Annotated in this window: 22 protein-coding genes; 18 read left to right on the forward strand and 4 right to left on the reverse strand. The window is 65.4% G+C overall.

Translation table 11 applies throughout. From position 1 onward, the window contains the following. Positions 1 to 9 precede the first annotated feature (9 nt). From HDG33_RS22560 to HDG33_RS22595, 8 genes are all read left to right on the forward strand, one after another. Positions 10 to 1,053, forward strand: a complete 1,044-nt coding sequence (locus HDG33_RS22560; protein WP_184033532.1) for a DNA polymerase III subunit delta' — start codon at positions 10 to 12, stop codon at positions 1,051 to 1,053. 49 nt (positions 1,054 to 1,102) lie between these two features. Continuing rightward, positions 1,103 to 1,618: a GNAT family N-acetyltransferase gene (locus HDG33_RS22565; RefSeq protein ID WP_184033535.1), complete on the forward strand. Its 516-nt coding sequence runs from the start codon at positions 1,103 to 1,105 to the stop codon at positions 1,616 to 1,618. Between the two features lie 93 nt (positions 1,619 to 1,711). Continuing rightward, entirely contained in the window at positions 1,712 to 2,503 is a 792-nt protein-coding gene (locus tag HDG33_RS22570) for a TatD family hydrolase (RefSeq protein ID WP_184033538.1), read from the forward strand. Between the two features lie 52 nt (positions 2,504 to 2,555). After that, positions 2,556 to 3,287 carry an ankyrin repeat domain-containing protein gene (locus tag HDG33_RS22575; protein WP_184033540.1) on the forward strand — a complete coding sequence of 244 codons (732 nt, stop codon included), beginning with the start codon at positions 2,556 to 2,558 and terminating at the stop codon, positions 3,285 to 3,287. A gap of 213 nt (positions 3,288 to 3,500) precedes the next feature. Further along, a complete protein-coding gene (locus tag HDG33_RS22580) occupies positions 3,501 to 3,857 on the forward strand; it encodes a Rap1a/Tai family immunity protein (protein ID WP_184033543.1) in 357 nt (118 codons plus the stop codon). Positions 3,858 to 3,976: 119 nt separating this feature from the next. Then, a complete protein-coding gene (locus HDG33_RS22585) occupies positions 3,977 to 5,200 on the forward strand; it encodes a mechanosensitive ion channel family protein (RefSeq protein WP_184033546.1) in 1,224 nt (407 codons plus the stop codon). A 186-nt stretch (positions 5,201 to 5,386) separates the two neighbouring features. After that, the gene (gene otsA, locus HDG33_RS22590; protein ID WP_184033549.1) at positions 5,387 to 6,799 is read left to right on the forward strand and encodes an alpha,alpha-trehalose-phosphate synthase (UDP-forming); all 1,413 of its coding nucleotides are present in this window, start codon (positions 5,387 to 5,389) and stop codon (positions 6,797 to 6,799) included. 258 nt (positions 6,800 to 7,057) lie between these two features. Beyond that, the gene (locus HDG33_RS22595) at positions 7,058 to 8,125 is read left to right on the forward strand and encodes a glycosyltransferase family 4 protein (protein WP_184033553.1); all 1,068 of its coding nucleotides are present in this window, start codon (positions 7,058 to 7,060) and stop codon (positions 8,123 to 8,125) included. A 204-nt stretch (positions 8,126 to 8,329) separates the two neighbouring features. Here the strand turns inward: HDG33_RS22595 and HDG33_RS22600 are convergent, their stop codons facing one another. The 3 genes from HDG33_RS22600 to HDG33_RS22610 form a co-directional block, all read right to left on the reverse strand. Then, positions 8,330 to 8,917, reverse strand: coding sequence for a YSC84-related protein (locus HDG33_RS22600; protein WP_184033556.1), 588 nt, complete (start codon positions 8,915 to 8,917; stop codon positions 8,330 to 8,332). A 386-nt stretch (positions 8,918 to 9,303) separates the two neighbouring features. Beyond that, entirely contained in the window at positions 9,304 to 9,753 is a 450-nt protein-coding gene (locus tag HDG33_RS22605) for a hypothetical protein (protein WP_184033559.1), read from the reverse strand. Between the two features lie 237 nt (positions 9,754 to 9,990). Continuing rightward, positions 9,991 to 10,290: a PsiF family protein gene (locus tag HDG33_RS22610; RefSeq protein ID WP_184033562.1), complete on the reverse strand. Its 300-nt coding sequence runs from the start codon at positions 10,288 to 10,290 to the stop codon at positions 9,991 to 9,993. Between the two features lie 39 nt (positions 10,291 to 10,329). Here HDG33_RS22610 and HDG33_RS22615 point away from each other — a divergent pair, with 39 nt between their 5' ends. The 3 genes from HDG33_RS22615 to HDG33_RS22625 all read left to right on the forward strand — a co-directional run bounded on the left by HDG33_RS22615 (position 10,330) and on the right by HDG33_RS22625 (position 12,809). Then, on the forward strand, positions 10,330 to 10,587 hold the full coding sequence (locus HDG33_RS22615) for a hypothetical protein (protein ID WP_184033565.1): 258 nt from the start codon (positions 10,330 to 10,332) through the stop codon (positions 10,585 to 10,587). Between the two features lie 151 nt (positions 10,588 to 10,738). Then, on the forward strand, positions 10,739 to 11,038 hold the full coding sequence (locus tag HDG33_RS22620) for a YciI-like protein (protein WP_018418036.1): 300 nt from the start codon (positions 10,739 to 10,741) through the stop codon (positions 11,036 to 11,038). Between the two features lie 580 nt (positions 11,039 to 11,618). Beyond that, complete coding sequence (locus tag HDG33_RS22625; RefSeq protein ID WP_184033568.1) at positions 11,619 to 12,809, forward strand: transposase; 1,191 nt, start codon at positions 11,619 to 11,621, stop codon at positions 12,807 to 12,809. A gap of 69 nt (positions 12,810 to 12,878) precedes the next feature. On the opposite strand, the gene HDG33_RS22630 is transcribed toward HDG33_RS22625, so the two are convergent. Further along, positions 12,879 to 14,438 carry a mannose-1-phosphate guanylyltransferase/mannose-6-phosphate isomerase gene (locus tag HDG33_RS22630; RefSeq protein WP_409259058.1) on the reverse strand — a complete coding sequence of 520 codons (1,560 nt, stop codon included), beginning with the start codon at positions 14,436 to 14,438 and terminating at the stop codon, positions 12,879 to 12,881. A 607-nt stretch (positions 14,439 to 15,045) separates the two neighbouring features. On the opposite strand from HDG33_RS22630, the gene HDG33_RS22635 reads away from it, so the two are divergent. The 7 genes from HDG33_RS22635 to HDG33_RS22665 all read left to right on the forward strand — a co-directional run bounded on the left by HDG33_RS22635 (position 15,046) and on the right by HDG33_RS22665 (position 24,147). Next, positions 15,046 to 16,443, forward strand: coding sequence for an undecaprenyl-phosphate glucose phosphotransferase (locus tag HDG33_RS22635; RefSeq protein WP_184033583.1), 1,398 nt, complete (start codon positions 15,046 to 15,048; stop codon positions 16,441 to 16,443). Positions 16,444 to 16,523: 80 nt separating this feature from the next. Further along, on the forward strand, positions 16,524 to 17,969 hold the full coding sequence (locus HDG33_RS22640) for a UDP-glucose/GDP-mannose dehydrogenase family protein (protein WP_184033586.1): 1,446 nt from the start codon (positions 16,524 to 16,526) through the stop codon (positions 17,967 to 17,969). 33 nt (positions 17,970 to 18,002) lie between these two features. Continuing rightward, the gene (locus tag HDG33_RS22645) at positions 18,003 to 18,458 is read left to right on the forward strand and encodes an exopolysaccharide biosynthesis protein (protein ID WP_090804816.1); all 456 of its coding nucleotides are present in this window, start codon (positions 18,003 to 18,005) and stop codon (positions 18,456 to 18,458) included. Further along, a complete protein-coding gene (locus tag HDG33_RS22650; protein ID WP_184033588.1) occupies positions 18,452 to 19,657 on the forward strand; it encodes a polysaccharide biosynthesis/export family protein in 1,206 nt (401 codons plus the stop codon). The genes HDG33_RS22645 and HDG33_RS22650 overlap by 7 nt, the downstream gene beginning before the upstream one ends. Before the next feature lie 136 nt (positions 19,658 to 19,793). Then, complete coding sequence (locus HDG33_RS22655; protein WP_184033818.1) at positions 19,794 to 21,992, forward strand: polysaccharide biosynthesis tyrosine autokinase; 2,199 nt, start codon at positions 19,794 to 19,796, stop codon at positions 21,990 to 21,992. Between the two features lie 56 nt (positions 21,993 to 22,048). Then, positions 22,049 to 22,990, forward strand: a complete 942-nt coding sequence (locus tag HDG33_RS22660) for a glycosyltransferase family 2 protein (RefSeq protein ID WP_184033591.1) — start codon at positions 22,049 to 22,051, stop codon at positions 22,988 to 22,990. Then, complete coding sequence (locus HDG33_RS22665) at positions 22,987 to 24,147, forward strand: glycosyltransferase (RefSeq protein ID WP_184033594.1); 1,161 nt, start codon at positions 22,987 to 22,989, stop codon at positions 24,145 to 24,147. Before HDG33_RS22660 ends, HDG33_RS22665 begins: the two co-directional genes overlap by 4 nt. Positions 24,148 to 24,149 lie beyond the last annotated feature (2 nt).

Genomic DNA, 24,149 nt, shown 5'->3' on the forward strand with positions numbered 1-24,149 from the left:
AGACAAACGATGATCTATCCGTGGCAAGCCGATGACTGGAATCGCCTGCAGCAGCTGCAAGGCCACTGGCCGCACGCATTGTTGCTGCACGGCCAGGCGGGCATCGGCAAGCTGCGTTTCGCGCAGCACCTCGCGCAGGGTCTGCTGTGCGAGGCGCCGCAACCGAACGGCGAGCCGTGCGGCGCGTGCGTGGCCTGCAACTGGTTCGCGCACGGCAATCATCCCGACTACCGCATCGTCGTGCCGGAGGCACTCGCCGCCGAAGCCGGCCTCGCGAACGCCGCGAACGGCGCCGACGACAAGGCCGAAAAAGCCGATGGCGACGAAGGCAAGAAGACCCGCACGCCGAGCAAGGAAATCAAGATCGAACAGATCCGCGGTCTGCTCGACTTCGTCGGCGTCGGTTCGCATCGCGGCGGCGTGCGCGTCGTCGTGCTGTATCCGGCCGAGGCGCTCAACGTCGCGGCTGCCAACGCGTTGCTGAAGACGCTGGAAGAGCCGCCCGCGGGCGTCGTGTTCCTGATGGTGTCGGCGCGCGTCGACCGTTTGCTGCCGACCATCATTAGCCGTTGCCGTCAGTGGCCGATGAGCGTGCCCGCGCCGGACACCGCCGCGCAGTGGCTGGCCGCGCAAGGCGTCGACGACGCCCGCGCGCTGCTCGCCGAAGCAGGTGGCGCGCCGCTCGCCGCGCTCGCGCTCGCCAGCGACGAAAACCGTCCGCTGCGCGACTGGACGCTCAAGCAGCTCGCGGCCGGCGCCGGGTGCGACGCATTCGCGTGCGGCGAGGCGCTGCAGAAGCTCCCAGTCCCGCTCGTGCTCGGCTGGCTGCAGCGCTGGATGTACGATCTGCTCGCGCAGCGCACCGCCGACGCGCCGCGCTATTTCCCGCAGGCGTCGGCCGCGCTCACCCGCTGCGCCACCCAGGCCGACGCCAATGCATTCGCGCGTTTTCTGCGCACCGTCACGCGCCAGCGCGCGGTCGAGAACCATCCGTTGAACGCGCGGCTCGTGTTCGAGGAACTGTTCATCGGCTATCGCGCGCTGTTTGCGTGAGCCCGCAGCCGGACAGCCTTGCGTCTTTTTTCATTCAAGCCAACCCGCCATGAGCCTTTCCTACCGCGACGCCACGCTCGACGATCTGCCCGCGATCGTCGCCATCTACAATTCGACGATCCCGTCGCGCCAGGTCACCGCGGACCTCGAGCCGGTCAGCGTCGAGAGCCGGCATGGGTGGTTTCATGCGCACAGCCCGCAGAAGCGGCCGCTGTGGGTGGCCGAAGATCCGAAGCAGGCGGGCCGCGTGATCGCGTGGCTCAGCTTTTCCGATTTTTATGGCCGGCCGGCTTATCAGCGCACCGCCGAAGTCAGCATCTATCTCGACGAAAGCGCGCGCGGCCAGGGACTCGGCAAGCAACTGCTGGCGGCGTCGCTCGAGGCGGCACCGGGTCTTGGCATCGATACGGTGCTCGGCTTCGTGTTCGGTCACAATGAAGCGAGCGTGCGGCTGTTCCGCGGCTTCGGCTTCGATGCATGGGGCACGCTACCGCGCGTCGCGGTGCTGGACGGCGTCGAGCGCGATCTGGTGATTCTTGGCAAGCGTCTTGCGCACGCCGGTTGAGCACGCTGCGCAAGCAGCGCCACCTGAGCTGTCCCAAGCGGCCCCGGCCACGCCATCGCCCAGCCGCAAGCCCCTTTTTCGCAGGACCTGACCATGTTTGTCGATTCACACTGCCACATCAACTTCGAAGGACTCGCGGACCGTCTGCCGCAAGTGCTCGAAAACATGCGCAGCCATTCGGTCTCGCACGCGTTGTGCGTGTCGGTCGATCTTGAAACGCTGCCGTCGGTGCTGGACGTCGCCAGCCGCTATGACAACGTGTACGCGTCGGTCGGCGTGCATCCCGATCACGAGCACATGCGCGAGCCGAGCGTAGCCGAGCTGGTTGAGCTGGCCGGGCACCCGAAGGTCGTCGCGATCGGCGAAACCGGGCTCGATTACTACCGCCTCGAAGGCCGCTCGATCGCCGACATGGAGTGGCAGCGCGAGCGCTTTCGCACACACATCCGCGCCGCGCACGCGACCAGCAAGCCGCTGATCATCCACACCCGCTCGTCGTCGGAAGATACGTTGCGCATCATGGCCGAGGAGCGCGCCGGCATGCCGGGCGGCGTCATGCATTGCTTCACCGAACCGTGGGCCATCGCCGAGCAGGCGCTCGCGCAGAATTTTTACATTTCGCTGTCGGGCATCGTCACGTTCAAGAGCGCGACCGATGTGCAGGACGTCGCGCGCCGCGTGCCGCTCGACCGTCTGCTGATCGAAACCGACTCGCCGTACCTGGCGCCGGTGCCGTATCGCGGCAAACCGAATGAACCTGCGTACGTCAGTTATGTCGGACGCTTCATCGCGCAGCAACGCGAGATGCCGGACGAGGCGCTGGCCGCCGCCACCACGCAAAACTTCTTCAGACTGTTCGGACTCGCCGCGCCGGTCGGAATCTGAGCCAAAAAGCCAATTAACATCAAAGGGATAGGAAGATTTCCTAAAGTACCACATGAAAAATATTTCGACGTCGTCCGCTGATTTCCAACCGCTGTCCGCCGGGTCGGCCGCCCGGGCTCTCGCGCCGGCGCGCCGTCTCGCCTGCGCCGCCGCGCTCGCGTGCGCGGCGCTCGTCGCGGTGCCCGCGCATGCGGCGCCCATCGACTCGCTGATCAAGTCGGTCAAGTTCGACGACGTCGACGGCGTCAACAAGCTGCTCGCGAAGGGCATGGACCCGAACAGCGTCGACAATCAGGGCATCCCGCTGCTCGTGATCGCCGCGCGCGAGAAATCCGACAAGGTCGCGGCCGCGTTGCTTGCGAATCCAAAGACCGATATCGAGATTCAGGACAAGGCCGGCGAAAACGCGCTGATGATGGCGTCGCTGGTCGGCGACCTGAACTTCGTGAATCTGCTGATCGCGAAGGACGCCGAGGTCAACAAGAAGGGCTGGGCGCCGCTGCACTACGCGGCCGCGAACGGCCACGACGACATCGTCAAGGTGCTGCTCGACCACTCGGCCTACGTCGACGCGGGCTCGCCGAACGGCACCACGCCGCTGATGATGGCCGCGCGCGGCGGCCACGTTTCCACCGTCAAGCTGCTGCTCGACAACGGCGCGGACCTGTCGGTGAAAAACCAGATCGGCATGACCGCGCTCGATTTCGCCAAGACCTACAAGGAGCCGGACGTCGTCGAAGGGCTCACGGCGCGCATGCAGCAGACGCAGCAGCAGAAGCAATGACGTTTTGTCGGCAGGCGGCGCGGTGCGCCCGCGGAGCGTCAGGCGCCTCGCCATGCCGTGCCGCTTTGCAGCCGTTTTGTCCGAGCCGCGCGGCTGCCGGCCTGCTGCCGCCGCGTAAAACAGTGCAGAATGACGACTTCGGCGCGCCGCGTAGCGCGCCGTCCGGACGCGGCAGAAAGACCGCGTGAATAAACAACCCTGGAAAGGAACACCATGCTGCGGGCTTTGATTTTCGCCGGCGCGCTTGCCTTGCCGCTTTCGGCAGCCGCGTTTACGGGAGGCGACCTCAACAAGCTGTGTACCAAGACGGACGTGGCTTCGCGTAGCGCCTGCGCGGCCTACATCGAAGGCGCGGCCGACGGCATCTTCAACACGATCGACGCGATCGGCGGCACCACCGGTCCGCGCGTCGGCCAGTACTTCTGCCTGCCGCCGGATGCGCGCTCGGCGCAGTTGACCGACGCGGTGCGCAAGTACATCGCCGAGAACCCGAACGCCGCGGGCTACAACGCGAGCACTGCGATTTCGCTGGGTCTCGGCAAGGCGTTTCCCTGCAAGAGCAGCGGCTGATCGATAACCGCGGCGCATCGAGGAACCCGTTGTAACGCCCAGGCGCGGTCGTGCGCCCCGGATGTCAGTAGTCGCGCAGGCGCGCCGCCGCTCATCGAGCCCGGAGGAAGATGCCCGTTATGCCTACTATCGACGACTTCTACCGCGTGGCGGCCGCGCCGCTGCATACGTGGCTCGGCACGCTGATCGTGACGGCCATCGTGGCGATCGTGGCGAGCGGCATTCACCGCTTCGGCGCGCGCATCGTGAAGCGTCTCGCGCGGCCGCACGCGCTGACGAGCGTCGTGCTGCGCTACATCGACAAGCCGTCGCTGTTCGCCCTCGTGATCCTCGTGTTCGCGTGGGTCTGGTCCGAGGCACCCGACACCCTCAACTTCATCGAACCGGTGCGCGACATCACCGGCATCGCGCTGATCGCCGCGCTGACGTGGCTGTCGGTGCGCTCGGCCGCGGCGATCGGCGAAGCGATCATCCGCGCCCATCCGCTCGATTCCTCCGATAACCTGCAGGCGCGCCGCATCCATACGCAGGCGCGCGTACTCGCGCGCTCGGTGATGATCGTGATCGTGATCATCGGTGTCGGCGGTGCGCTGATGACCCTGCCCAACGTGCGGCAGATCGGCGCGAGCCTGCTGGCGTCGGCGGGTGTCGCCGGTCTGGTCGCCGGTATCGCGGCGCGGCCGGTGCTCGGCAACCTGATCGCCGGTTTGCAGATCGCGCTGTCGCAACCGATCCGCCTCGACGACGTCGTCGTGATCCAGAACGAGTGGGGACGCATCGAGGAGATCACGGGCACGTACGTGTCGGTGCGGCTGTGGGACCAGCGCCGTCTGATCGTGCCGTTGCAATGGTTTATCGAAAATCCGTTCTCGAACTGGACCCGCAGCAGCTCGCAGATCATCGGCACCGTGTTCCTGTTCGTCGATTACCGGATGCCGCTCGCGCCGCTGCGCGAGGAGCTTGCGCGCATCGTCGAGAACGCGCCCGAGTGGGACCGTCGCGTGCAGGTGCTGCAGGTGACGGACTGCACCGAGCGCGCGATGCAGTTGCGCGCGCTCGTCAGCGCGCCCGATTCCGGCCTTGCGTGGGATCTGCGCTGCCGTGTGCGCGAAGGGCTGCTCGATTTCGTTCATCGGCATTACCCGGAATACCTGCCGCGGGCGCGTGCCGAGGTGTCGGCGGAGCTGGAGACCGGTGGCGCTGGCCCGAGCGACTGGCTGCCGCGCAGCCGGCAGGCGCCAGCCGGCAGCACCGCCGCGCATACCGAAGCCGATCCGGTGGCGAGCCGCATCGGCCGCACTGGCGCGGGCGAGGTCCCGCAGAAGGCGAAGGAGCAGGCTTAGCCGGGCGTTGCGGATCGCGAATCGCGCGTGACGAGTGGTAAATCGCGAGTTGGGTATCGCGAGCGGCGAGCGGCGACCGCCCTCGGCAAGCCCGGCGATGCGTGGGCACGCCGATTGCTGCTCACGGGCGCGCCACGCCTGCTCAAGCGTTGCGGCGCATCGCAAGAATGACGGAGGACATGCACTATGGGCCGATTGATCGTCGTGTCGAATCGCGTCGCGACGCCGACGGAGACCAAGGGATCGGCGGGCGGACTCGCGGTCGGCGTATTCGGCGCGCTGAAGGATGCAGGCGGCGTCTGGTTCGGCTGGAGCGGCGACGTAGTCAGCGAAACGGTCGCCAACGCGGGGCCGATGCTCGAGCAGGACGGCGCGGTGACCTTCGCAACCGTCGGCCTCACGCGCAAGGACTACGACCAGTACTACCGCGGCTTCTCGAACGCGACGCTGTGGCCGGTATTCCACTACCGCAACGACCTCGCGCGCTACGAGCGCGAGGAGTACGCGGGTTACCGGCGCGTCAACGCATGGCTCGCTCACAAGCTGGTCAAGCTGCTCGAACCCGACGACATCATCTGGATTCACGACTACCATCTGATCCCGTTTGCCGAGGCGCTGCGCAGCGAGGGCGTGACGAACCGCATCGGTTTCTTCCTGCATATTCCGTTTCCCGCGCCGCAGATCCTGCTCAACATTCCGCCGCACGAGGAACTGGTGAAGTCGATGTCGTGCTACGACCTGCTCGGCTTCCAGACCGCCACCGACCAGCAGGCATTCCACGACTACGTGACGCGTCACGCGCGTGGCACGGTGAGCGCGGAAGGCGTCGTCGAGGCGTTCGGGCGCAAGCTGCGCACCGGCGTCTACCGGATCGGCGTGTTCCCCGACGAAATCGCCGAGCAGGCCAAGCGCTACGAAAGCCGCCAGCACGTGCTCGAGCTGAAGCAAAGCCTCGAGGGGCGCAAGCTGGTCATGAGCGTCGACCGGCTCGACTATTCGAAGGGACTGGTCGAGCGCTTTCGCGCGTTCGAGTTGCTACTCGAACGCTCGCCCGAATGGCGCGGCAACGTCACGCTCGTGCAGATCGCGCCGCCTACGCGCTCGGACGTCGCGACCTATCAGAAGATCCGCCAGGATCTCGAATACGAGGCAGGGCGCATCAACGGCCGCTACTCGGGGCTCGACTACACGCCGATCCGCTATCTGAACCAGCAGTACGACCGCTGGAAGCTGATGTCGCTGTTTCGGGAGTCGCAGATCGGCTTCGTCACGCCGCTGCACGACGGCATGAACCTCGTCGCGAAGGAGTACGTGGCCGCGCAGAATCCCGACGATCCCGGCGTGCTCGTGCTGTCGATTTTCGCGGGCGCGGCCGCCGAGCTCTCCGGCGCGCTGCTCGTCAATCCGCACGATGCGATCGGCATGTGCGAGGCCTTGCAACGTGCGCTGCAAATGCCGCTCGACGCGCGCCAGCGGCGTCACGAGATCAACATGGCCGCGCTGCGGAAGAACGATCTCGGAGTGTGGCGCGACAGCTTCCTCAGGGATTTGCGCAGCATGCCCGTGCGCGGGTCGGGCGAGGGCGGCGGCCACCAATGACGGCGCGGCGACGGCCCAAAGCCCGCGCAAACCCGGCGCGTGGCCGCGTGTCACCGGATGTAAGCCGCTTGTAACAGCACCGAGCAATTGCAAGACCTGCGGCTTTTCGACCGATGCCAGGGAATAATTTCTCCGTAACGACGATGCATGCGACGCTTAGGGACCGCGCGCATTGTTCCGACGTCATGGCGCTGTCATACTCGGCGTCGCCGACGGCATCGCGATTGCGCGCCAGCCGCCGGCTCACGGAGACACAATATGAAGATTGCGCAGATCGCCCCGCTGACCGAATCGGTGCCGCCGAAGCTCTACGGCGGCACGGAGCGCGTCGTGTCGTACATCACCGAAGCGCTGGTCGAGCAGGGCCACGACGTGACGCTGTTCGCGAGCGGCGACTCCGTCACGAGCGCGAAGCTCGAAGCGGTGTGGCCGCGCGCGCTGCGGCTCGATCCGGGCATTCGCGACCGCATCGCGCCGCATATGCTGTTGATGGAACTCGTGCGCCGCCAGGCCGAAGAGTTCGACGTGCTGCATTTCCACCTCGACTACTACTCGTTCTCGGTATTCAAGCGGCAGGACACGCCGTTCGTCACGACGATGCACGGCCGGCTCGATCTGCCCGAGCAGCAGCCGGTGTTCGACACATTCAACACCGCGCCCGTGATCTCCATTTCGAACGCGCAGCGTCATCCGCTGCCGCAGGCGCGCTGGCTCACCACGGTCTATCACGGCCTGCCGGCGCAGCTCTATACGCCGCAACCGGTCGAGCAGAAGTACCTCGCGTTTCTCGGCCGGATTTCGCCGGAAAAGCGCGTCGATACGGCGATCCGCATCGCCGGCCGCTGCGGCATGCCGATCCGTATCGCCGCCAAGGTCGATGCGGCCGATCGCGAGTACTTCGAGCGCGAAATCCGGCCGTTGCTCGACCTGCCGTACGTCGAGTACATCGGCGAGATCGCCGATCATCAGAAGGCCGAGTTTCTGTCGGGCGCGCATGCGCTGCTGTTTCCGATCGACTGGCCGGAGCCGTTCGGTCTCGTGATGATCGAGGCGATGGCTTGCGGCGCGCCGGTGATCGCGTTCAACCGCGGCTCTGTGCCCGAAGTGCTCGAAGAGGGCGTGACCGGCTTCATCGTCGAGGACGAGATCGGCGCGGTGGCGGCCGTGAACCGGCTGCACAAGGTGTCGCGCGCGGGGGTGCGGCGGCGTTTCGAGGAGCGCTTCACGTCGCACCGGATGGCGCGTCAGTATGTGGAGGCGTATCAGTCGGTGATTCGCGCACAGAAGCGTTCGAGGCTCAAGGTGGTCGATTCGTCGGGCCGTTGACGCGGGATCGTTGGGACGTGTCGAAGCGAAGGACGGCGGTGCGCGATGCGCGGCGCCGTTTTTTTGCGCGCGAGTTTTTCCGTTCCCGAGCGTCGGCATCGGCATACATAACAAAAAGGCCGCGCGACGACCGGCACAGGATCCTCCGCGCGGCCTTCGCCGCGATGCGCGCAAGTGATCAGTGGAGCGCGCCGATGAGCGCGCTCAGATCTTCAGCCGCGTGACCTTCGTGCCTTGCAGCGAGACGTCGCCCATCAGGCCCGCGTTCGTCAACACGAAAACCTGCACCGGCGCGGTGGCCGTGGTCGTGTCGACGGCGCCGTTCGCGCCGATCTTCACGAGCGCGACCGATGCATCGACGCCGGCCGACCAGCCGTCCGCGTTGCGGAATTTATCGAGCGAATCCTGCGTCATGAACAGGAAGATGATCGCCTTCGACTGCGCGCCCGCCTGCAGGCCAAACGAGCCCGACGCGGTGCTGTAGTAGCCGACCGTCGCGCCGCCCACCCGCAATGCGCCTTCGCCATACTGGCCGCCGACGATCAAGCCCGCCTGCAGCACCGACGGGAACACCAGCACGCCGCGCGCCTTCGACACCAGCTCGCGCGAGCCCGGCACGGTCGTGAACAGCTTGGACAGCGTGCCGTCGACGCTGGCGTCGATCGACTGTCGTTTCGAGGCGTCGACATGCGCATTTTCCGGCGTGTTGCCCGTCGTCGTGCACCCGGCGAGTGCAAGGCCTCCGAAAGCAAGCGCAGCGGTCGTCTTCAACATGAAGTGTCGTCTTTGCATCGTTTTTCTCCGTCATGGATCCGGGGCGCAACCGTGGTGGTGTCGCCTGGTTGCCTTTGAGTTATAACACAGGCTGGTGCAAAAGGCGCGTTGCGTCACAACGCGAAAAGCCTTATGGGACAAGGGTTTGAGCCTGATCGCAAGAAGTCTTCCCAGTAAATTTGACCGGCCTTGCGCGTGACTTCCGAGCACGCGTCGAGCGACGATCCGAGGGGCGACGCCGAACAGCGCCCGAGTCGCGGCGATTGTGGGGACGCTTCGGCGTGGCCGCACGATGCGCCGGTTTTTACCGATTTTCGCGTCGCGCGGCGGCCCATCGACATGGCAATGAGAGTGTTGTTTCGGCGCAGCAAATTGCGGCGAAGTGCAAGCGGCGCGGCCGCCGCTCACCCGTGATTCGCCGGACTCTTGACCGCGGGCGGGCGGCGCAGCGCGCGGCGCACCATGCCGATGATCGCGCCGATCGCGAACAGCATAGCCGCCGGCACGATCCAATAGCCGACGAATGCGTGCCACAGATAGGCCAATAGCGTCGAGCGGCGCACGCTGTATTCGTTGATCGCGTCCTGCTGGCGCGGCGCGTTGGCGGCCAGCACGTCGGCCGGGCAGCCCGCCGCCTTGGCCTCGTCGGGCTTGCCATGGCAGTGCGCGGGCGCCCCGGCGGTGCGCTGCGCCTGGGTGAAATTCCAGGTGGTGAGCGCGCGGTCGAGATCGACCGCGTTGTACGACATTTCCTCGCGGATCTCGTTGACCGCGACGATCGCCACAGGCACGGCCCAGAATATGATGACCAGCAACCACCGCCTTAACCAGCGGTTTTTGTGCTTCGATACCATCCTTGCCTCCGATCGATGCTCAGTAGCACCAACGACAAGATGGCGGCCCGCGTAGTTGTCTGGTTCTATATGAGTGAGGGTGGGCCGTCTCCGCAGCCATCATAGAAGAAAACGGCGCGTTGCGGCGGGTGGACGACGCAGCGGGGGGACTCGATCGGAGCGCCGCGTGGGCGCAACGATGCGCCGGCGCCGCGTCGATCGGAGGGCGCCGGCGTGGGGGACGGCTCCGCCTTTCGCTCAGTTGGCCGGCGCCGAGGAGGACAGGCAGGTCTTCATGAAGGCCTTGCGGTCGTCGCCTTTCTTGTCGGCCGCCTGCTTGTTGCACACCTTCATCTTGTCCTGCTGGCTCATCGGCGCGGCGGCGGCCGGCTTCGCGGAAAGACAGGTTTTCATGAACGCCTTGCGCTCGTCGCCTTTCTTGTCGCCGGCCTGCTTGTTGCAGTCGGCCATCTTGGTTTGCTGGCTGTTCTGCGCAAACGCCGGCGATACGAGTACCGCGCCCAACACCAGCGTGGCGATAGCGGATTGGATTTTCATGGGACACTCCATCGGTGGTGAAAACGTTTCTGATCGTTCATGCGCGCGGGCGACGACGGCATCCATGGGCCCATCGGCGCATCCATTATGGCAAATGCCGTCTGCGAGAACGGCTCAAAATGCATTCCGGTTGACAGCGGTCCGCGCTCGTTTTCCCTGAGCAGCGTGGCGCAACCGGCGCTGCGGCGCTTGAAACAATCGAATGAACGAGAGCGCGAATTTTGTCATGCAATGCAGATTGCCCGGGGCGATTATTTCAAGCTTATTGAAACGAAATTACGGTTTCCGCTATTTTGATCTATGGTTAACAGGCAATGAGAATTTTCATATTGCTGCGAATGCAACTGAATAGAAAATAGGCATGAAATTCGGTAGTCGCCGTTATCCTCAACTGCGCTCCGGTGCATGCCGCTCCCTGCCAACCCTCAACCTCGCGAAGAGACTCACCATGCATTACCTGTTGATGTACGAGTTGGTACCCGACTATCTGGAGCGGCGCGGCGAGCATCGCGACGCGCATCTGAAACTCGCATGGGCCGCCGCCGAGCGCGGCGAACTGCTGCTGGCCGGCGCGCTCGCGGAGCCGACGGACGGCGCGGTGCTGCTCTTCACCGGCGCGTCGCCTGCGGTGGCGGAGGCCTTTGCTACCGCCGATCCGTACGTACTCTCCGGACTGGTTACGCGTTGGCGCGTGCGCGAATGGACCACGGTCGTCGGCGAGCATGCTTCGAAACCAGTGCGCCCGTAACGTCGTTCGAAGCGACTTCGTCGCTTCTGTCACGCCTCGAACTCCGCGCCTGCGCGGCGGCCGCGTGTGCGCCTCCCGTTGCCTCCATGTCACCGCGCGGGCGCGTCGCAGTCCTTTCGCCGATGCTCGAAACCGATGTTCACATCAACCGTCAAAGCGCATAGAAATGCATGCTGGATCGGCAATTACATTTCTAAATCCCATTCTGTTCGGTCATGCGGTATTGTGCTGTGCAATAGACAGATCCGATGCCGGATAAGCAGCGGCTTCTGTTACGGCAATACGAGAATCGACGCAGCGAAACCGACAAGATTGTTTCTATCCGTAACACTTGTCTCAACTGTACTCATGCAAAGATTGGAATGGTATGCTTCGTGCACAAATTTTCCCACGCACGAGTGAGACCGCGTTTTGTGCTTCGTAATAGGGAAGAGCCGCACCACGTGTGGGCGGGCTGCTCCAGCGAGCCGAACGGACCAAACAAATTTGTGCAACCGAGGGCCGCACACGGGTCGTGAACGCTGAGAACCCGTGGCAGGCCCAACGCCGCGGCCAGGCCAGGCCGCGTGGAGAAAATCCAATGTTTTTCGATGAGCTAAACAACGACGAATGGGCGCTGCTCGCGCCGCTCGTCTCCGACGAGCCGGCCGTCCGTCTGAACCGGCGCGGCCGGCCGCGCGCCGAACCGCGCATCGTGACGAATGCCGTGCTGTGGATCATGACCACCGGCGAGCCGTGGTCGAAGCTGCCGGGCCGCTATCCGTCCGGTCCCACCTGCCGCCGCCGCTTCGAAGAGTGGCAACTGAACGGCATACTGCTGGAGATGGTCCGTCTGCTGTCGCAGAGCGGGCGCACGTTCGCATACATTCCCCAACCGGCGCCGCCCGTTACGGCCAGACCCGCGGCACCGGTTGCGCAAACCCCGAGCCCGCGCGAAGACAATAATCTGCGCGGCGTGTCGTGGAAGAGTCCCGAGTCGTGGCAGGCGCCCGGCGTCGCGAGCGCGTTGAGCCAATGGCGTACGGCCGATCCGATCGGCGACATCACGCGGCAATTGTCGGGGCTTGCGCCGGCGAGCGCGGTGGCGACATCGGCGTTCGCGACGTCCGCAGTGGCGACGTCCGCGATGGCGGCGCAGATGCGCGTCGAACCGGCCGCATCCGGCACGGTCGAGCCCGTCGCGGCCGACGACCCGCGCCCGTCGCTGACGCTGGGCCTCGCCCCGCGCGGCATGCAGGTCGCCGATTCGCGCGGTTATCTGATCTACGTGGTGGTCGAGGAAGTGCCGAATGCGATGTATCGCGGGTGGGCGGAGATCATCAGGGACGGCAAGCGCGTCGAGCGCTCTGGCCTCGTCGGCCCGCGCTTCGCGGATGCGCAGCACGCGCAGCAGTTCGCGCTCGACTGGGCGCGTCAGTGGATCGATCGCGAATGCGCGACCGACGCGGCGGCCACGACGATGGTCCACGCAACGGCCGCGCTTGCGTCGGCGAACCTTGCGCAGCGGTCCGCGGACCGTTCGTTGTCAGGCCTGCGTCATGCGCCGGAACCGGCGTCGGTCAATGGCATCGCGAATCACCCGGGCAATCACGGCGCGCCGTTGCACGGGCCGCTGAAGCCATCACTGAATGCATTGCGCGGGCCGCTGCGCCGCTATCCGTCGGACACCGCGACCGCGGGCGGGGCAAGCACGCCCACGGTGACGACCGACAGCGGCACCGCGGAGCGCTTTTCCGCAACCTACAAAGAACTCATCTCATACGTGGGATGAGCCCGGCGGTTCCCGCGGCCGCTTTGCGCCGCCGCAGGTTCCCGCTTCGTCATTGCGACCGCTCGCGCCTCATTGCCTTCCGTACGTATCGTCGAAGCGCACGATATCGTCTTCGCCGAGGTACGAACCCGACTGCACCTCGATCATTTCGAGCGGCATCTTGCCCGGGTTTTCGAGGCGATGCGTAACGCCGAGCGGAATATAGGCCGACTCGTTTTCGGACACGATAAAGCGTTCGTCGCCGCGCGTGACGAGCGCGGTGCCGCGCACGACGATCCAGTGCTCCGCGCGATGATGATGCATCTGCAGCGACAACCGCGCGCCCGGCTTCACGACGATCCGCTTGACCTGGAAGCGCTCGCCGGTGTCGACGGAATCGTAGTTGCCCCACGGCCGATGCACCTTGCGATGATTGGCCGCTTCGAGCCCGCCATCCTCGCGAATCCGGTTGACGATCTTCTTGACGTCCTGCACGCGTGACTTGTCGGCGACCAGAATTGCATCGGCGGTCTCGACGACGACGAGATCCTGCGTGCCGACGCAGGCAATCAGTCGTCCTTCGGAATGCGCGAAGGTGGAGTTCGCGCCTTCGAACATCACGCGGCCGCGGCTCACGTTGCGATCGGGGTCCTTCTCGCTGATGTCCCAGATCGCGTCCCACGAACCGACGTCGGACCAGCCGGCCGCAAGCGGCACGACCACGCCCGACGCGATGCTCTGATCGGCACCGAGCTTTTCCATCACCGCGTAGTCGATCGAATTCGACGGCGAGCCGCTGAACGCATCGCGTTGCAGCCGGAAGAAGTCGCCGTCCGCCGTGCTGCCCGCGAAGGCCGATTCGCATGCTTCGTAAATGGCCGGCTGAAAATGGCGGATCGCTTTGAGCCACGTCGATGCGCGCACGATGAAAATCCCGCTGTTCCACCAGTATTCGCGTGATTCGACATAGCGCTGCGCGAGTTCCAGATGCGGCTTTTCGACGAAACGGTCGAGGCGATGCGCGACGGGGCGAGCCGCTGCTGCGGTCTGCACATCGTCAGAACCGAGCGGCGCGCCGATGCGGATATAGCCGTAGCCGGTTTCGGCACGCGTCGGCACGATTCCCATGGTGACGATATGGCCAGCGGCCGCATGCTGTACGCCGGCGGCGACCGCCGCGTGAAATCCTGCGCTGTCGGTGACCGCGTGATCGGCGGGCATCACGACCATGATGCCGTCTTCATCCTGCGCGGCGACGGACAACGCGGCTACCGTCAACGCGGGCGCGGTGTCACGGCCCGCGGGTTCGAGTATCAGCCGGCTCGGCTTGGCGCTCGTGCGCAACTGTTCGGCCGTCGTGAAGCGCTGTTCTTCATTGGCGACGACCACGAGCTGGCCGGCAAGCGGATAACCGGCTTCGAGCCCATCGAGACGGCGGGTCGTCGATTGCAGCAGCGACTCTTCGCCGAGCAGGCCGATCAGTTGCTTCGGATGCTGCTCGCGCGACATCGGCCACAGCCGGGTGCCCGAGCCGCCCGCGAGAATCACGGGATGAACCTTGAGCTTGACGCTGGTTGCGGTTGAGGGCATGGGCGATTGGGCGGGGGTGGGCCGGGTGCCGGCAGGCGTGACCGGGGCCGGAGCTGTCATGGTGAACTCTCCTCGAGGCTGGATGAATGCGTCGAGTTTTATCACGAAGTCGCGAATCAATAAAAGCGCGTTAAATACAATTCCGATAAAAGGCGCGTCGCATTCATTCGAAATTCACCAAAAAATGTCTCGTCGATTTATTTATAAATAAAAATTACCTGAAAAAAAATCAGCCAGCATTTTTTTCGCTTAATGATGCGCAAGAATGACAGCACGAGTAGCGCCCGAGCTTCGCGCCAGGACTGTTGGCAAAGCGAAAGCTTCTATGTGAAAGCGCTCGAATGGGCTGCCCGGAATGTTCTGTCGGGCCGCATTGCGGCAACAATTGCCGCACAAAATGCATAAAAAATGTCGAAATTTTGACCGATACAATTTGAGATTTTTTGCGGTCTTGTCGTGGGAATTTTAATACCGCTTTATTGAGGTATGAACAAGGGTATTCACTCATTCGCATTCGGATTTTTCGGTCTGGCCATTCAGGCTGATTCGGTCCAATCGCGCCGCCAGGCAGATCGGAAATAAAAAAGCCCAACGATGAAACCCGCATGCAACAGCCATTTCAATCAACCGACGGATCGCACTTGACTGACGAACAGAGGGGCGGCGCATGCTGAGCGTTCTAGCGAGAATCATCGACATCGCCATGGTCGCGCTCGCCGCGGTGCTGGCGGCGGGCGTGCACAGTGGCAGAGTGGTATGGCTCGACGATATGCAAAGCGTGTCGCTTGCGTTCGGCTGCCTGCTCGTGGTGGTGTTCTTTCCGCCGCTCGGCATCTATCAGTCGTGGCGTGGCAAGCCGCTCTACGATCTGCTGTCGCGCGTCACGGGCGGCTGGCTGATGGTCGAAGTGACGGGCGTGCTGATCAGCTTCAGCGTGCACCGCGCCGACAGCCTGTCGCGGCTGTGGCTCGTTTACTGGGCGCTCGCGTCGATCGTGCTGCTGGTCGTCACGAAGGTGATCGTCTATTCGATCCTGCGCGGGCTGCGCCGCGAGGGCTTCAATCAGCGCGCGGTCGCGATCGTCGGCGGCGCGCCGTACGGCCGCTTCCTGATCGAACAGATGCGCGGCCGTCCCGAAGCTGGCTTCAAACCCGTCGTCGTGTTCGACGAGGACGGCACGATCAATCCCTACGAAGACCCGGACGCGGCGCACGCGGTCGCGGGTGTGCCGGTCGAGCGCGACTATCAGCGCATGATCGAACTGGTACGGCAGCGCGCGATCCGCGAGTTGTGGCTCGCGCTGCCGATCTCGAAGGAGAAGGCGATCCATCGCTTCGTGATGGATCTGCGCAACGACTTCGTGAACATCCGCTTCATCCCCGACGTCGGCAGCCTGACGCTGTTCAATCAGCCGATGGTGGAACTGCTCGGCGTGCCCGCGATCAATCTGGCCGCCTCGCCGATCACCGATCTGCGCGTGCTGCCCAAGCGCGTGTTCGACAGTGTGTTCGCGCTGGGCGCGCTGACCGCGCTCGCGCCGCTGATGCTCGCGATCGCGCTGATGGTGAAGCTCAGCTCGCCGGGGCCGGTGTTTTTCCGCCAGCGGCGCAAGGGGATCGACGGCCGCGAGTTCGAGATCTTCAAGTTCCGCTCGATGAAGGTCCACACGGAAGCGGCCGGCAAGATCACCCAGGCGACGCGGCGCGATCCGCGCATCACCGCGGTCGGCGCGTTCCTGCGCCGCACCAGCCTCGACGAGCTGCCGCAGTTCATCAATGTGCTGCGCGGCGAGATGTCGGTGGTAGGTCCCCGTCCGCATGCGCTCGAGCACGACGACATATACAAGGATCTGGTGAAGGGCTACATGCACCGCTACCGGATCAAGCCGGGCATTACCGGCTGGGCGCAGATCAACGGTTATCGCGGCGAAACCGATCGCATCGAAAAGATGATGGGCCGCGTAAAGCTCGATCTGTACTACATGCAGCACTGGACCTTCTGGCTCGACATCAAGATCGTCGTGCTGACGCTGTGGAAGGGCTTCGCGGGCAGCAACGCCTATTGAACGCGGGGTGCCGGGCCGCGCCGATGCCACGCATCGCGCGAGCGCATTCCTGAATCAACTTTTTTACCGAGGTGCAATCCATGAACCTGACGATCATCGGTAGCGGCTATGTCGGCCTCGTGACCGGCGCGTGTCTGGCCGACATCGGCCACGACGTGTTCTGTCTCGACGTCGACGCGCGCAAGATCGACGTGCTCAACAACGGCGGCGTGCCGATCCACGAGCCGGGGCTGCAGGAGATCATCGCGCGCAATCGCCGCGCGAAGCGCCTGACGTTCTCCACCGACGTCGAGGCCGCGGTCGCGCACGGCGACATCCAGTTCATCGCGGTCGGCACGCCGGCCGACGAAGACGGTTCCGCCGATCTGCAATACGTGCTCGCGGCCGCGCGCAACATCGGCCGCCATATGACCGGCTTCAAGGTGATCGTCGACAAATCGACGGTGCCGGTCGGCACCGCGTCGCGAGTGCGCGAAGTGGTTGCCGCCGAGCTGGCCGCGCGCGGCGTCGAGCAGATGTTCTCGGTCGTGTCGAATCCGGAGTTCCTGAAGGAGGGCGCGGCCGTCGAAGACTTCACGCGGCCCGATCGCATCGTGCTCGGCTGCGACGAGGACGTGCCCGGCGAAAAGGCGCGCGAACTGATGAAGCGCCTGTATGCGCCGTTCAACCGCAATCGCGAGCGCACGCTGTATATGGACGTGCGTTCGGCCGAATTCACCAAGTACGCGGCCAACGCGATGCTCGCGACGCGCATCTCGTACATGAACGAGCTCGCGAATCTGGCCGATCGCGTCGGCGCGGATATCGAGGCGGTGCGCCGCGGCATCGGTTCCGATCCGCGCATCGGCTATGACTTCCTCTATGCGGGTTGCGGCTATGGCGGCTCCTGTTTTCCGAAGGACGTGCAGGCGCTGATCCGCACCGCGGCCGACCACAATGCGAACCTGCGCATTCTCGAAGCGGTGGAAGCGGTCAACGATGCACAGAAGCAGATCCTCGCGCAGAAGATCGTCGCGCGTCTGGGCGAGGATCTGTCGGACCGCACGTTCGGCGTCTGGGGTCTCGCATTCAAGCCGAACACCGACGACATGCGCGCGGCGCCGAGCCGCGAGCTGATCGCCGGGCTGCTGGGCCGCGGCGCGCGCGTGAAGGCCTACGACCCGGTCTCGATCGACGAAGCGAAGCGCGTGCTCGCGCTCGATCTGAAGGACGTGCCGCAGCAGCATGCGCGACTTTCGTTCGTGAGTGAAGAGATGGAAGCGGCGAGCGGCGTCGATGCGCTCGTGATCCTGACCGAATGGAAGGTCTTCAAGAGTCCAGATTTCGATGCGCTGAAGCGCATGCTGAAGACGCCGCTGATCTTCGATGGCCGCAATCTGTACGAGCCGGACGTGCTGCTCGAACTCGGCATCGAGTATCACGCGATCGGCCGGCGGCATGCGTTGCGCAACGCGCCGGCGCGTGTCGGCGCGAACGGTTCGATGCAGGCGGCGGACCTCGCCGCGACGGCAGCCTCCGGCCGCTGAGGCCATCGCGATCGCCGCGCGAGAGAGTCCGCCATGTTCGACAACGTTCTGATCGTGTGCCACGCCAACGTGTGCCGCTCGCCCGCCGCCGAGATGCTGTTCAAGGCGAGCCAGGCGCGCGCGCCGCGCTCGGGGGCCGCACCTATCGCGTTTCATTCGGCGGGCATTCGTGCGGTGAACGGTCACGGCATGGACCCGGTGATGCGGCGCCTGCTCGAAGAGCGCGGCGTCGCGGCCGGCGTTCACCACGCGCGGCGCCTCGAGCGCTCGCTCGTGCGCGCGGCCGATCTCGTGCTGGTGACCGAGCGCGCGCAGGTGAGCGAGGTCGAAGCGCTCGATCCGTCCGCGCGCGGCAAGGTCTATCCGCTCGGCAAGTGGGAAGCCGATTCGGACGTCGCCGATCCGCACGGCGGCGCGGAAGACGAATACAGGGAGAGTCTCGTGCTCATCGAACATCTGGTCATGGGATGGCTGAAAAAAATATGCTGAAGAAACCCCGCATCGAAAATTCATTCGCGAGCTTGCGCACGAAGCTCGCCGCCTCACTTCTGCTGACGTCCTTTCTGTCGGCCTGCGCGACCGCACCGGGCAATTACCTCGACACGTCGCGGCTCAAGGACAACGATCAGGCGCCGAGCGAAACCTATCCGGTCCATCTGATCGACGCGAACCTGATCATGGCGCAGGCGCAAGCCGCCGCCGCGAAAACCCAGCCGTTGCCGCCAGCGGCGCTGTCCGATCCGTCGCTGTACGTGTACCACCTCGCGCCGCAGGACATTCTCGGCATCACCGTGTGGGATCACCCCGAGCTGACCACGCCGCAGGGCAGTACCTTGTCCTCGGGCGGCAATACCACGCAGACGATCGCGGGTGCGTTGCAGCAGCCGTATACGGCCGCGCTGCCGGGCCAGGCCGATCCGTACGGCCAGACCATCGCCGCCGACGGCACGATCTTTTTCCCGTTCGTCGGCCGCATCCAGGCCGCGGGCAAGACCACGACCGAGCTGCGCGCTCAGCTCGCCGCCCGCCTCGTGCCTTATATCCGCAATCCGCAGGTCGACGTGCGCGTGCTGTCGTATCGCGGCAAGAAGGTGCAGGTCACGGGCGAAGTGAAGCAGCCGGGACCGCTCGCGGTCAGCGACGTGCCGCTGACGCTGGTCGACGCGATCACGCGCTCGGGCGGCACGAACCCGGACGCCGACATCCAGCGCGTGCGACTCACGCGCAACCACAAGCTCTATGTGCTCAATGCCGATCGCATGCTCGATCAGGGCGATACCACCCAGGACGTGATGCTGCAGAACGGCGACGTGGTCAACGTGCCGGACCGCACCGACAGCCGCATCTTCGTGATGGGCGAAGTGAAGACGCCGATCCAGGTGCCGATCGCGCGCGGCCGCATGACGATCGCCGACGCGCTCACGCAAGGGGGCGGCATCCTCAACACCGACGCCAATCCGCGCCAGATCTACGTGATGCGCGGCATGCGCGAGCATCCGACCACGCCCGAGGTGTTCCGCCTCGACATGACGCAGCCGGACTCGATCATGCTGTCCTCGCAGTTCCAGTTGCAGCCGCTCGACGTCGTGTACGTGGGCACCGCCGCGTCGACCACGTTCAACCGTGTGTTGCAGCAGGTGCTGCCGAGCGTGCAGACGCTGTTCTATCTGAAGCAGCTGACGCGCTGAACGTTTGGCCTGTAACGTCCCGCGCCGCTGTTGTCCGGGCGGTGCGGGACGCGCAACGAAAGCAGAAGTACCGCTGACGCGAAAGCCGAAGCCAACGACACGGGATGGAACAGTGAGCAATCAACTCTCTCCACACATGGCTGGTCCGATCAAGACCGAAGAAGAAGACGTCGTCCTCGGGCAACTGGTGCAGGTGATCCTCGACGACATCTGGTGGCTGCTCGCGATCACCGCGATCATCGTCGCGATGGCGGTCGCGTACTGCTACCTCGCCAGGCCGACTTATTCGGCCGATGCGCACGTGCGCGTCGAGCAGTCCGACAGCATGTCGCAGGCGCTCACGCAAACGCAGACCGGCGCCGCGATCACCAGCGGCTCGACGTCGCTGCCGACCGACGCCGAGATCGAAATCATCAAGAGCCGTGGCGTGGTCGCGCCGGTCGTGCAGCAGCTGAAGCTGAACTTCAGCGTTACGCCGAAGACGATCCCGCTGCTCGGCAGCATCGCCGCGCGCCTCGCGACGCCGGGCCAGCCCGCGCGCGCGTGGCTGGGGCTCACGTCCTACGCATGGGGCGGAGAAAAAGTCGACGTCGATTCGATCGACGTGACGCCGTCGCTCGAAGGCGAGAAGCTGCTGCTGCGCGTGATCGACGCGCAGCACTATGAACTGTTCGCGCCGAACGGCTCGCTGCTGTTGCGCGGCCAGGTCGGGCAGCAGGCGCAGGGCGGCGGCGTGACGATGGTCGTCAACACGCTGATCGCGCGCCCCGGGCAGGAGTTCACCATCGTGCGCTCGAACGATCTCGATGCGATCACCGCGTTCCAGTCGGCGATCACGGTGCAGGAGCAGGGCAAGCAGACCGGCGTGATCCAGATCTCGCTGGAGGACAAGAGTCCAGAGCATGCGGCGCTCGTCGCCAATGCGCTCGCGCAGTCGTATCTGCGCGAGCACGTGTCGAACAGGCAGGCCGACGCAAGCAGGATGCTCGACTTCCTGAAGAGCGAGGAGCCGCGCCTGAAGGCCGATCTCGAACGCGCGGAGGCCGCGCTGACCGCTTATCAACGTCAGTCCGGCTCAATCAACGCGAGCGACGAGGCGAAGGTCTACCTTGAAGGCAGCGTGCAATACGAGCAACAGATCGCCGCGTTGCGTCTGCAGATGACGCAGCTCGCCGAGCGCTACGGCGACGACCATCCGACGCTCGTCGCCGCGCGTCAGCAGATGGCCGAGCTGGAGGCGCAGCGCACCAAATACGCGGACCGCTTCCGCAATCTGCCGGCCACCGAAGTGAAGGCCGTGCAGTTGCAGCGCGACGCGAAGGTCGCCGAAGACATTTACGTGCTGCTGCTCAATCGCGTGCAGGAGCTGTCGGTGCAGAAGGCGGGCACCGGCGGCAACGTCCATATCGTCGACGCCGCGCTGCGCCCCGGCGCGCCGGTCAAGCCGAAGAAGATGTTGATCATCTCGGCGGCCGTGATTCTCGGGCTGATCGCGGGCACCGGTTTCGTGTTCCTGCGCCGCAATCTGTTCAAGGGCATCGACGACCCCGATCACGTCGAGCGCGCGTTCCATCTGCCGGTGTTCGGCCTCGTGCCGCAAAGCGCCGAGCAGGTGCAGCTCGAAAACAGCTATGCGCGGGGCGGCGAACGGCTGCGTCCGGTGCTTGCGAACGCGCGGCCGAAGGACGTGACGATCGAAAGTCTGCGCAGCCTGCGCACCGCGATGCAGTTCACGCTGATGGACGCGCGCAACCGCATCGTGATGCTGACGGGGCCGATGGCCGGCGTCGGCAAGAGCTTCCTCAGCGTGAACCTGGCGATGCTGCTCGCCCATTCGGGCAAGCGCGTGTTAATGATCGACGGCGACATGCGGCGCGGCACGCTCGAACGTTACGTGGGCGGCTTGCAGGAAAACGGCCTGTCCGAGCTGCTGAGCGGCCAGATCTCGCTGGAGGAAGCGATTCGCGGTTCGAGCATCGAGGGCCTGAGCTTCATCTCGTGCGGCCGCCGTCCGCCGAATCCGTCCGAGCTGCTGATGTCGCCGCGACTGCCGCAGTACCTCGACGGCCTCGCGAAACGCTACGACGTGATCCTGATCGACACGCCGCCGGTGCTCGCGGTGACCGATGCGTCGATCATCGGCGCGTATGCGGGCTCGACGTTCTTCGTGATGCGCTCGGGCATGCACAGCGAGCTCGAGCTAGCCGATGCGCTGAAACGCCTGCGCTCGGCGGGCGTCCACGTGCAGGGCGGCATCTTCAACGGCATGCCGGCGCGCTCGCGGGTCGGCTACGACCGCGGCTACGCGGCGACTCAGGCATACCTGAGCACGTGACGCGGGCTCCGCACTCGAGCACCGACTTCTGCACGACAGGAACAGAGGACATCACGATGAAACTGACGGTACTGGTACCGACTTATCGCCGCCCGGCCGATCTGGCGCGCTGCCTCGCGGCGCTCGAGCGGCAATCGCGCGCGCCCGACGAAGTGATCGTGGTCGCGCGCGTCGACGACGACGCGACCCATGCGTGCCTGCGCGATCCGTCCACGGGCGGCCGCCTGCCGCTCGTGATCGCGCCGGTGGACATACCCGGCCAGGTCGCGGCCCTGAATCGCGGGCTCGACGCCGCGAGCGGCGACGTGATCGCGATCACCGACGACGACGCCGCGCCGCGCCGCGACTGGGTCGAGCGCATCGCGGCCGCGTTCGAAGCCGATGCGCGCCTCGGCGCGCTGGGCGGGCGCGACTGGGTGCACGAAAGAGGCCGCGTGCTCGACGGCGAGCGGCCGCTGGTCGGCAAGGTGACCGCGCACGGCAAGATCATCGGCAATCATCATCTGGGTGTCGGTGCGGCGCGCGAGGTCGACATCCTGAAGGGCGCCAACATGAGCTACCGGCGCGAAGCGGTGCGCACGATCCGCTTCGACGCGCGTCTGCGCGGCGCGGGCGCGCAGGTGCACAACGACATGGCGTTCAGCCTCGCGGTGAAAAACGCGGGCTGGAAGCTCGTGTACGACCCGCAGATCGCGGTCGATCATTTCCCGGCCGAGCGTTTCGACGACGACAAACGCGACGCGCAGACGATGGCCGCGCTGCGCAACGCCGCGTTCAACTTCCATCTGATCCTGCGCGACCAGTTGCCGCCGCTGCGCCGCGAAGCCGCGTGGTGGTGGTGGACGCTGGTGGGCACACGGCTTTATCCGGGCCTCACGCATGCGGCGCTCGCGCTGCTGTCGAAGCAGGCGCAGTTGAAGCTGTCGCGCTGGCGCGAGGTTCGCGCAGGCGCCCATGAGGCGCGGCGCGCGCTGTCGAAGAGCGGAGTGTCCGCATGAGTACGAAGGTTCACGTTCATCTCTTTTACGGCGCCGATCCGCGTTTTTATCGCAAGGGCGACGATATCGGCTGCCTGTACGGTTATCACCATGCGCAGTCCGAAGCATTCGCGCTGACTTATTCGCAAGACGCGCGCGAAAGCCGGCCCGTGCGGCTCGTACGGCGCGCGCTGAAGGCCGCGCTCGGCTTCGATTTCATCCATACGTGGCGCAATCGCGCGGAGATGCTGCGCTCGGACGTGATCTGGACGCATACCGAGCAGGAGTGGCTGGCCGCCGCGCTGATGCTGCTGCTGTGCGGGCGCAAGGCGGGGCCGGGCGCGTCGCCGCTGCTGCTCGCGCAAAGCGTGTGGCTGCTCGACAAGTGGCCGTCGTACGGCATCGTGCGCAGCTGGTTGTATCGCAAGCTGATGACGCGGGCGGATCGCTTGACCACACTCGCTAGCGAAAACGCCGGGTTGTGCCAACGCTATTTCCATCGCGACGCGACGCCGCTGCTGTACGGCCTGAACACGCGCGACTTCCCGGTCACCCCGCCGACGCAGTGGACGCCGCGCACGCCGCTGCGCATCGCGGCGATCGGCAACGATCGCGACCGCGACTGGGAGACGCTGATCAAGGCGGTCGGCAACGATCCGCGCTACACGGTGAAGCTCGCGACGCGGCGGCGTATTCCCGCGTCGCTGCGCGCGTCGAATGTCGAGATCGCGCTGTTTTCCGGCATCCAAAAGCAGCACGAGCTGTACGACTGGGCCGACGTGATCGTCGTGCCGCTGCGGCCGAACTCGCACGCGTCGGGTATCACGGTGATGCTCGAAGCGGCGGCGGTCGGCAAGCCGATGGTCGCGACCGACGTCGGCGCGCTGCGCGATTATTTTCCCGCCGACGAAGCCGCCTACGTGCAGCCGTTCAAGCCGCAGGCACTGCGCGATGCGCTCGACCGGCTCGCCGCCGAGCCTGACGAGGCGCTACGCCAGGCGCAGGCAGCCGCGGCCGGTCTGCTCGCGCGCGATCTGACCACCCAGCACTACGCGATGCAGCACGTGCGGATCACGCGCGAGATGCTGAGCGCGCGCGGGCAGGCGAGCGCGCATGCCGGCGCGGCCACGCACGCGCAGCCCGCCGCACCCGGGCGCGAATCGCGCGGAGGCCTATAGGC

It is taken from the genome of Paraburkholderia sp. Cpub6 (assembly GCF_014201065.1).
Taxonomy (GTDB): domain Bacteria; phylum Pseudomonadota; class Gammaproteobacteria; order Burkholderiales; family Burkholderiaceae; genus Paraburkholderia; species Paraburkholderia tuberum.

Bases quoted from the DNA above. Each gene is read 5' to 3' on its own strand.
- HDG33_RS22620 (WP_018418036.1), top strand. From the start codon at position 10,739: ATGCATTACCTGTTGATGTACGAGTTGGTACCCGACTATCTGGAGCGG.
- HDG33_RS22615 (WP_184033565.1), top strand. From the start codon at position 10,330: ATGCGCGCGGGCGACGACGGCATCCATGGGCCCATCGGCGCATCCATT.
- HDG33_RS22575 (WP_184033540.1), top strand. From the start codon at position 2,556: ATGAAAAATATTTCGACGTCGTCCGCTGATTTCCAACCGCTGTCCGCC.
- HDG33_RS22595 (WP_184033553.1), top strand. From the start codon at position 7,058: ATGAAGATTGCGCAGATCGCCCCGCTGACCGAATCGGTGCCGCCGAAG.
- HDG33_RS22650 (WP_184033588.1), top strand. From the start codon at position 18,452: ATGCTGAAGAAACCCCGCATCGAAAATTCATTCGCGAGCTTGCGCACG.
- HDG33_RS22640 (WP_184033586.1), top strand. From the start codon at position 16,524: ATGAACCTGACGATCATCGGTAGCGGCTATGTCGGCCTCGTGACCGGC.
- HDG33_RS22630 (WP_409259058.1), bottom strand. From the start codon at position 14,438: ATGACAGCTCCGGCCCCGGTCACGCCTGCCGGCACCCGGCCCACCCCC.
- HDG33_RS22660 (WP_184033591.1), top strand. From the start codon at position 22,049: ATGAAACTGACGGTACTGGTACCGACTTATCGCCGCCCGGCCGATCTG.
- HDG33_RS22570 (WP_184033538.1), top strand. From the start codon at position 1,712: ATGTTTGTCGATTCACACTGCCACATCAACTTCGAAGGACTCGCGGAC.
- HDG33_RS22645 (WP_090804816.1), top strand. From the start codon at position 18,003: ATGTTCGACAACGTTCTGATCGTGTGCCACGCCAACGTGTGCCGCTCG.
- HDG33_RS22625 (WP_184033568.1), top strand. From the start codon at position 11,619: ATGTTTTTCGATGAGCTAAACAACGACGAATGGGCGCTGCTCGCGCCG.
- HDG33_RS22580 (WP_184033543.1), top strand. From the start codon at position 3,501: ATGCTGCGGGCTTTGATTTTCGCCGGCGCGCTTGCCTTGCCGCTTTCG.
- HDG33_RS22655 (WP_184033818.1), top strand. From the start codon at position 19,794: ATGGCTGGTCCGATCAAGACCGAAGAAGAAGACGTCGTCCTCGGGCAA.
- HDG33_RS22585 (WP_184033546.1), top strand. From the start codon at position 3,977: ATGCCTACTATCGACGACTTCTACCGCGTGGCGGCCGCGCCGCTGCAT.
- HDG33_RS22665 (WP_184033594.1), top strand. From the start codon at position 22,987: ATGAGTACGAAGGTTCACGTTCATCTCTTTTACGGCGCCGATCCGCGT.
- HDG33_RS22600 (WP_184033556.1), bottom strand. From the start codon at position 8,917: ATGCAAAGACGACACTTCATGTTGAAGACGACCGCTGCGCTTGCTTTC.
- otsA (WP_184033549.1), top strand. From the start codon at position 5,387: ATGGGCCGATTGATCGTCGTGTCGAATCGCGTCGCGACGCCGACGGAG.
- HDG33_RS22605 (WP_184033559.1), bottom strand. From the start codon at position 9,753: ATGGTATCGAAGCACAAAAACCGCTGGTTAAGGCGGTGGTTGCTGGTC.
- HDG33_RS22560 (WP_184033532.1), top strand. From the start codon at position 10: ATGATCTATCCGTGGCAAGCCGATGACTGGAATCGCCTGCAGCAGCTG.
- HDG33_RS22635 (WP_184033583.1), top strand. From the start codon at position 15,046: ATGCTGAGCGTTCTAGCGAGAATCATCGACATCGCCATGGTCGCGCTC.
- HDG33_RS22565 (WP_184033535.1), top strand. From the start codon at position 1,103: ATGAGCCTTTCCTACCGCGACGCCACGCTCGACGATCTGCCCGCGATC.
- HDG33_RS22610 (WP_184033562.1), bottom strand. From the start codon at position 10,290: ATGAAAATCCAATCCGCTATCGCCACGCTGGTGTTGGGCGCGGTACTC.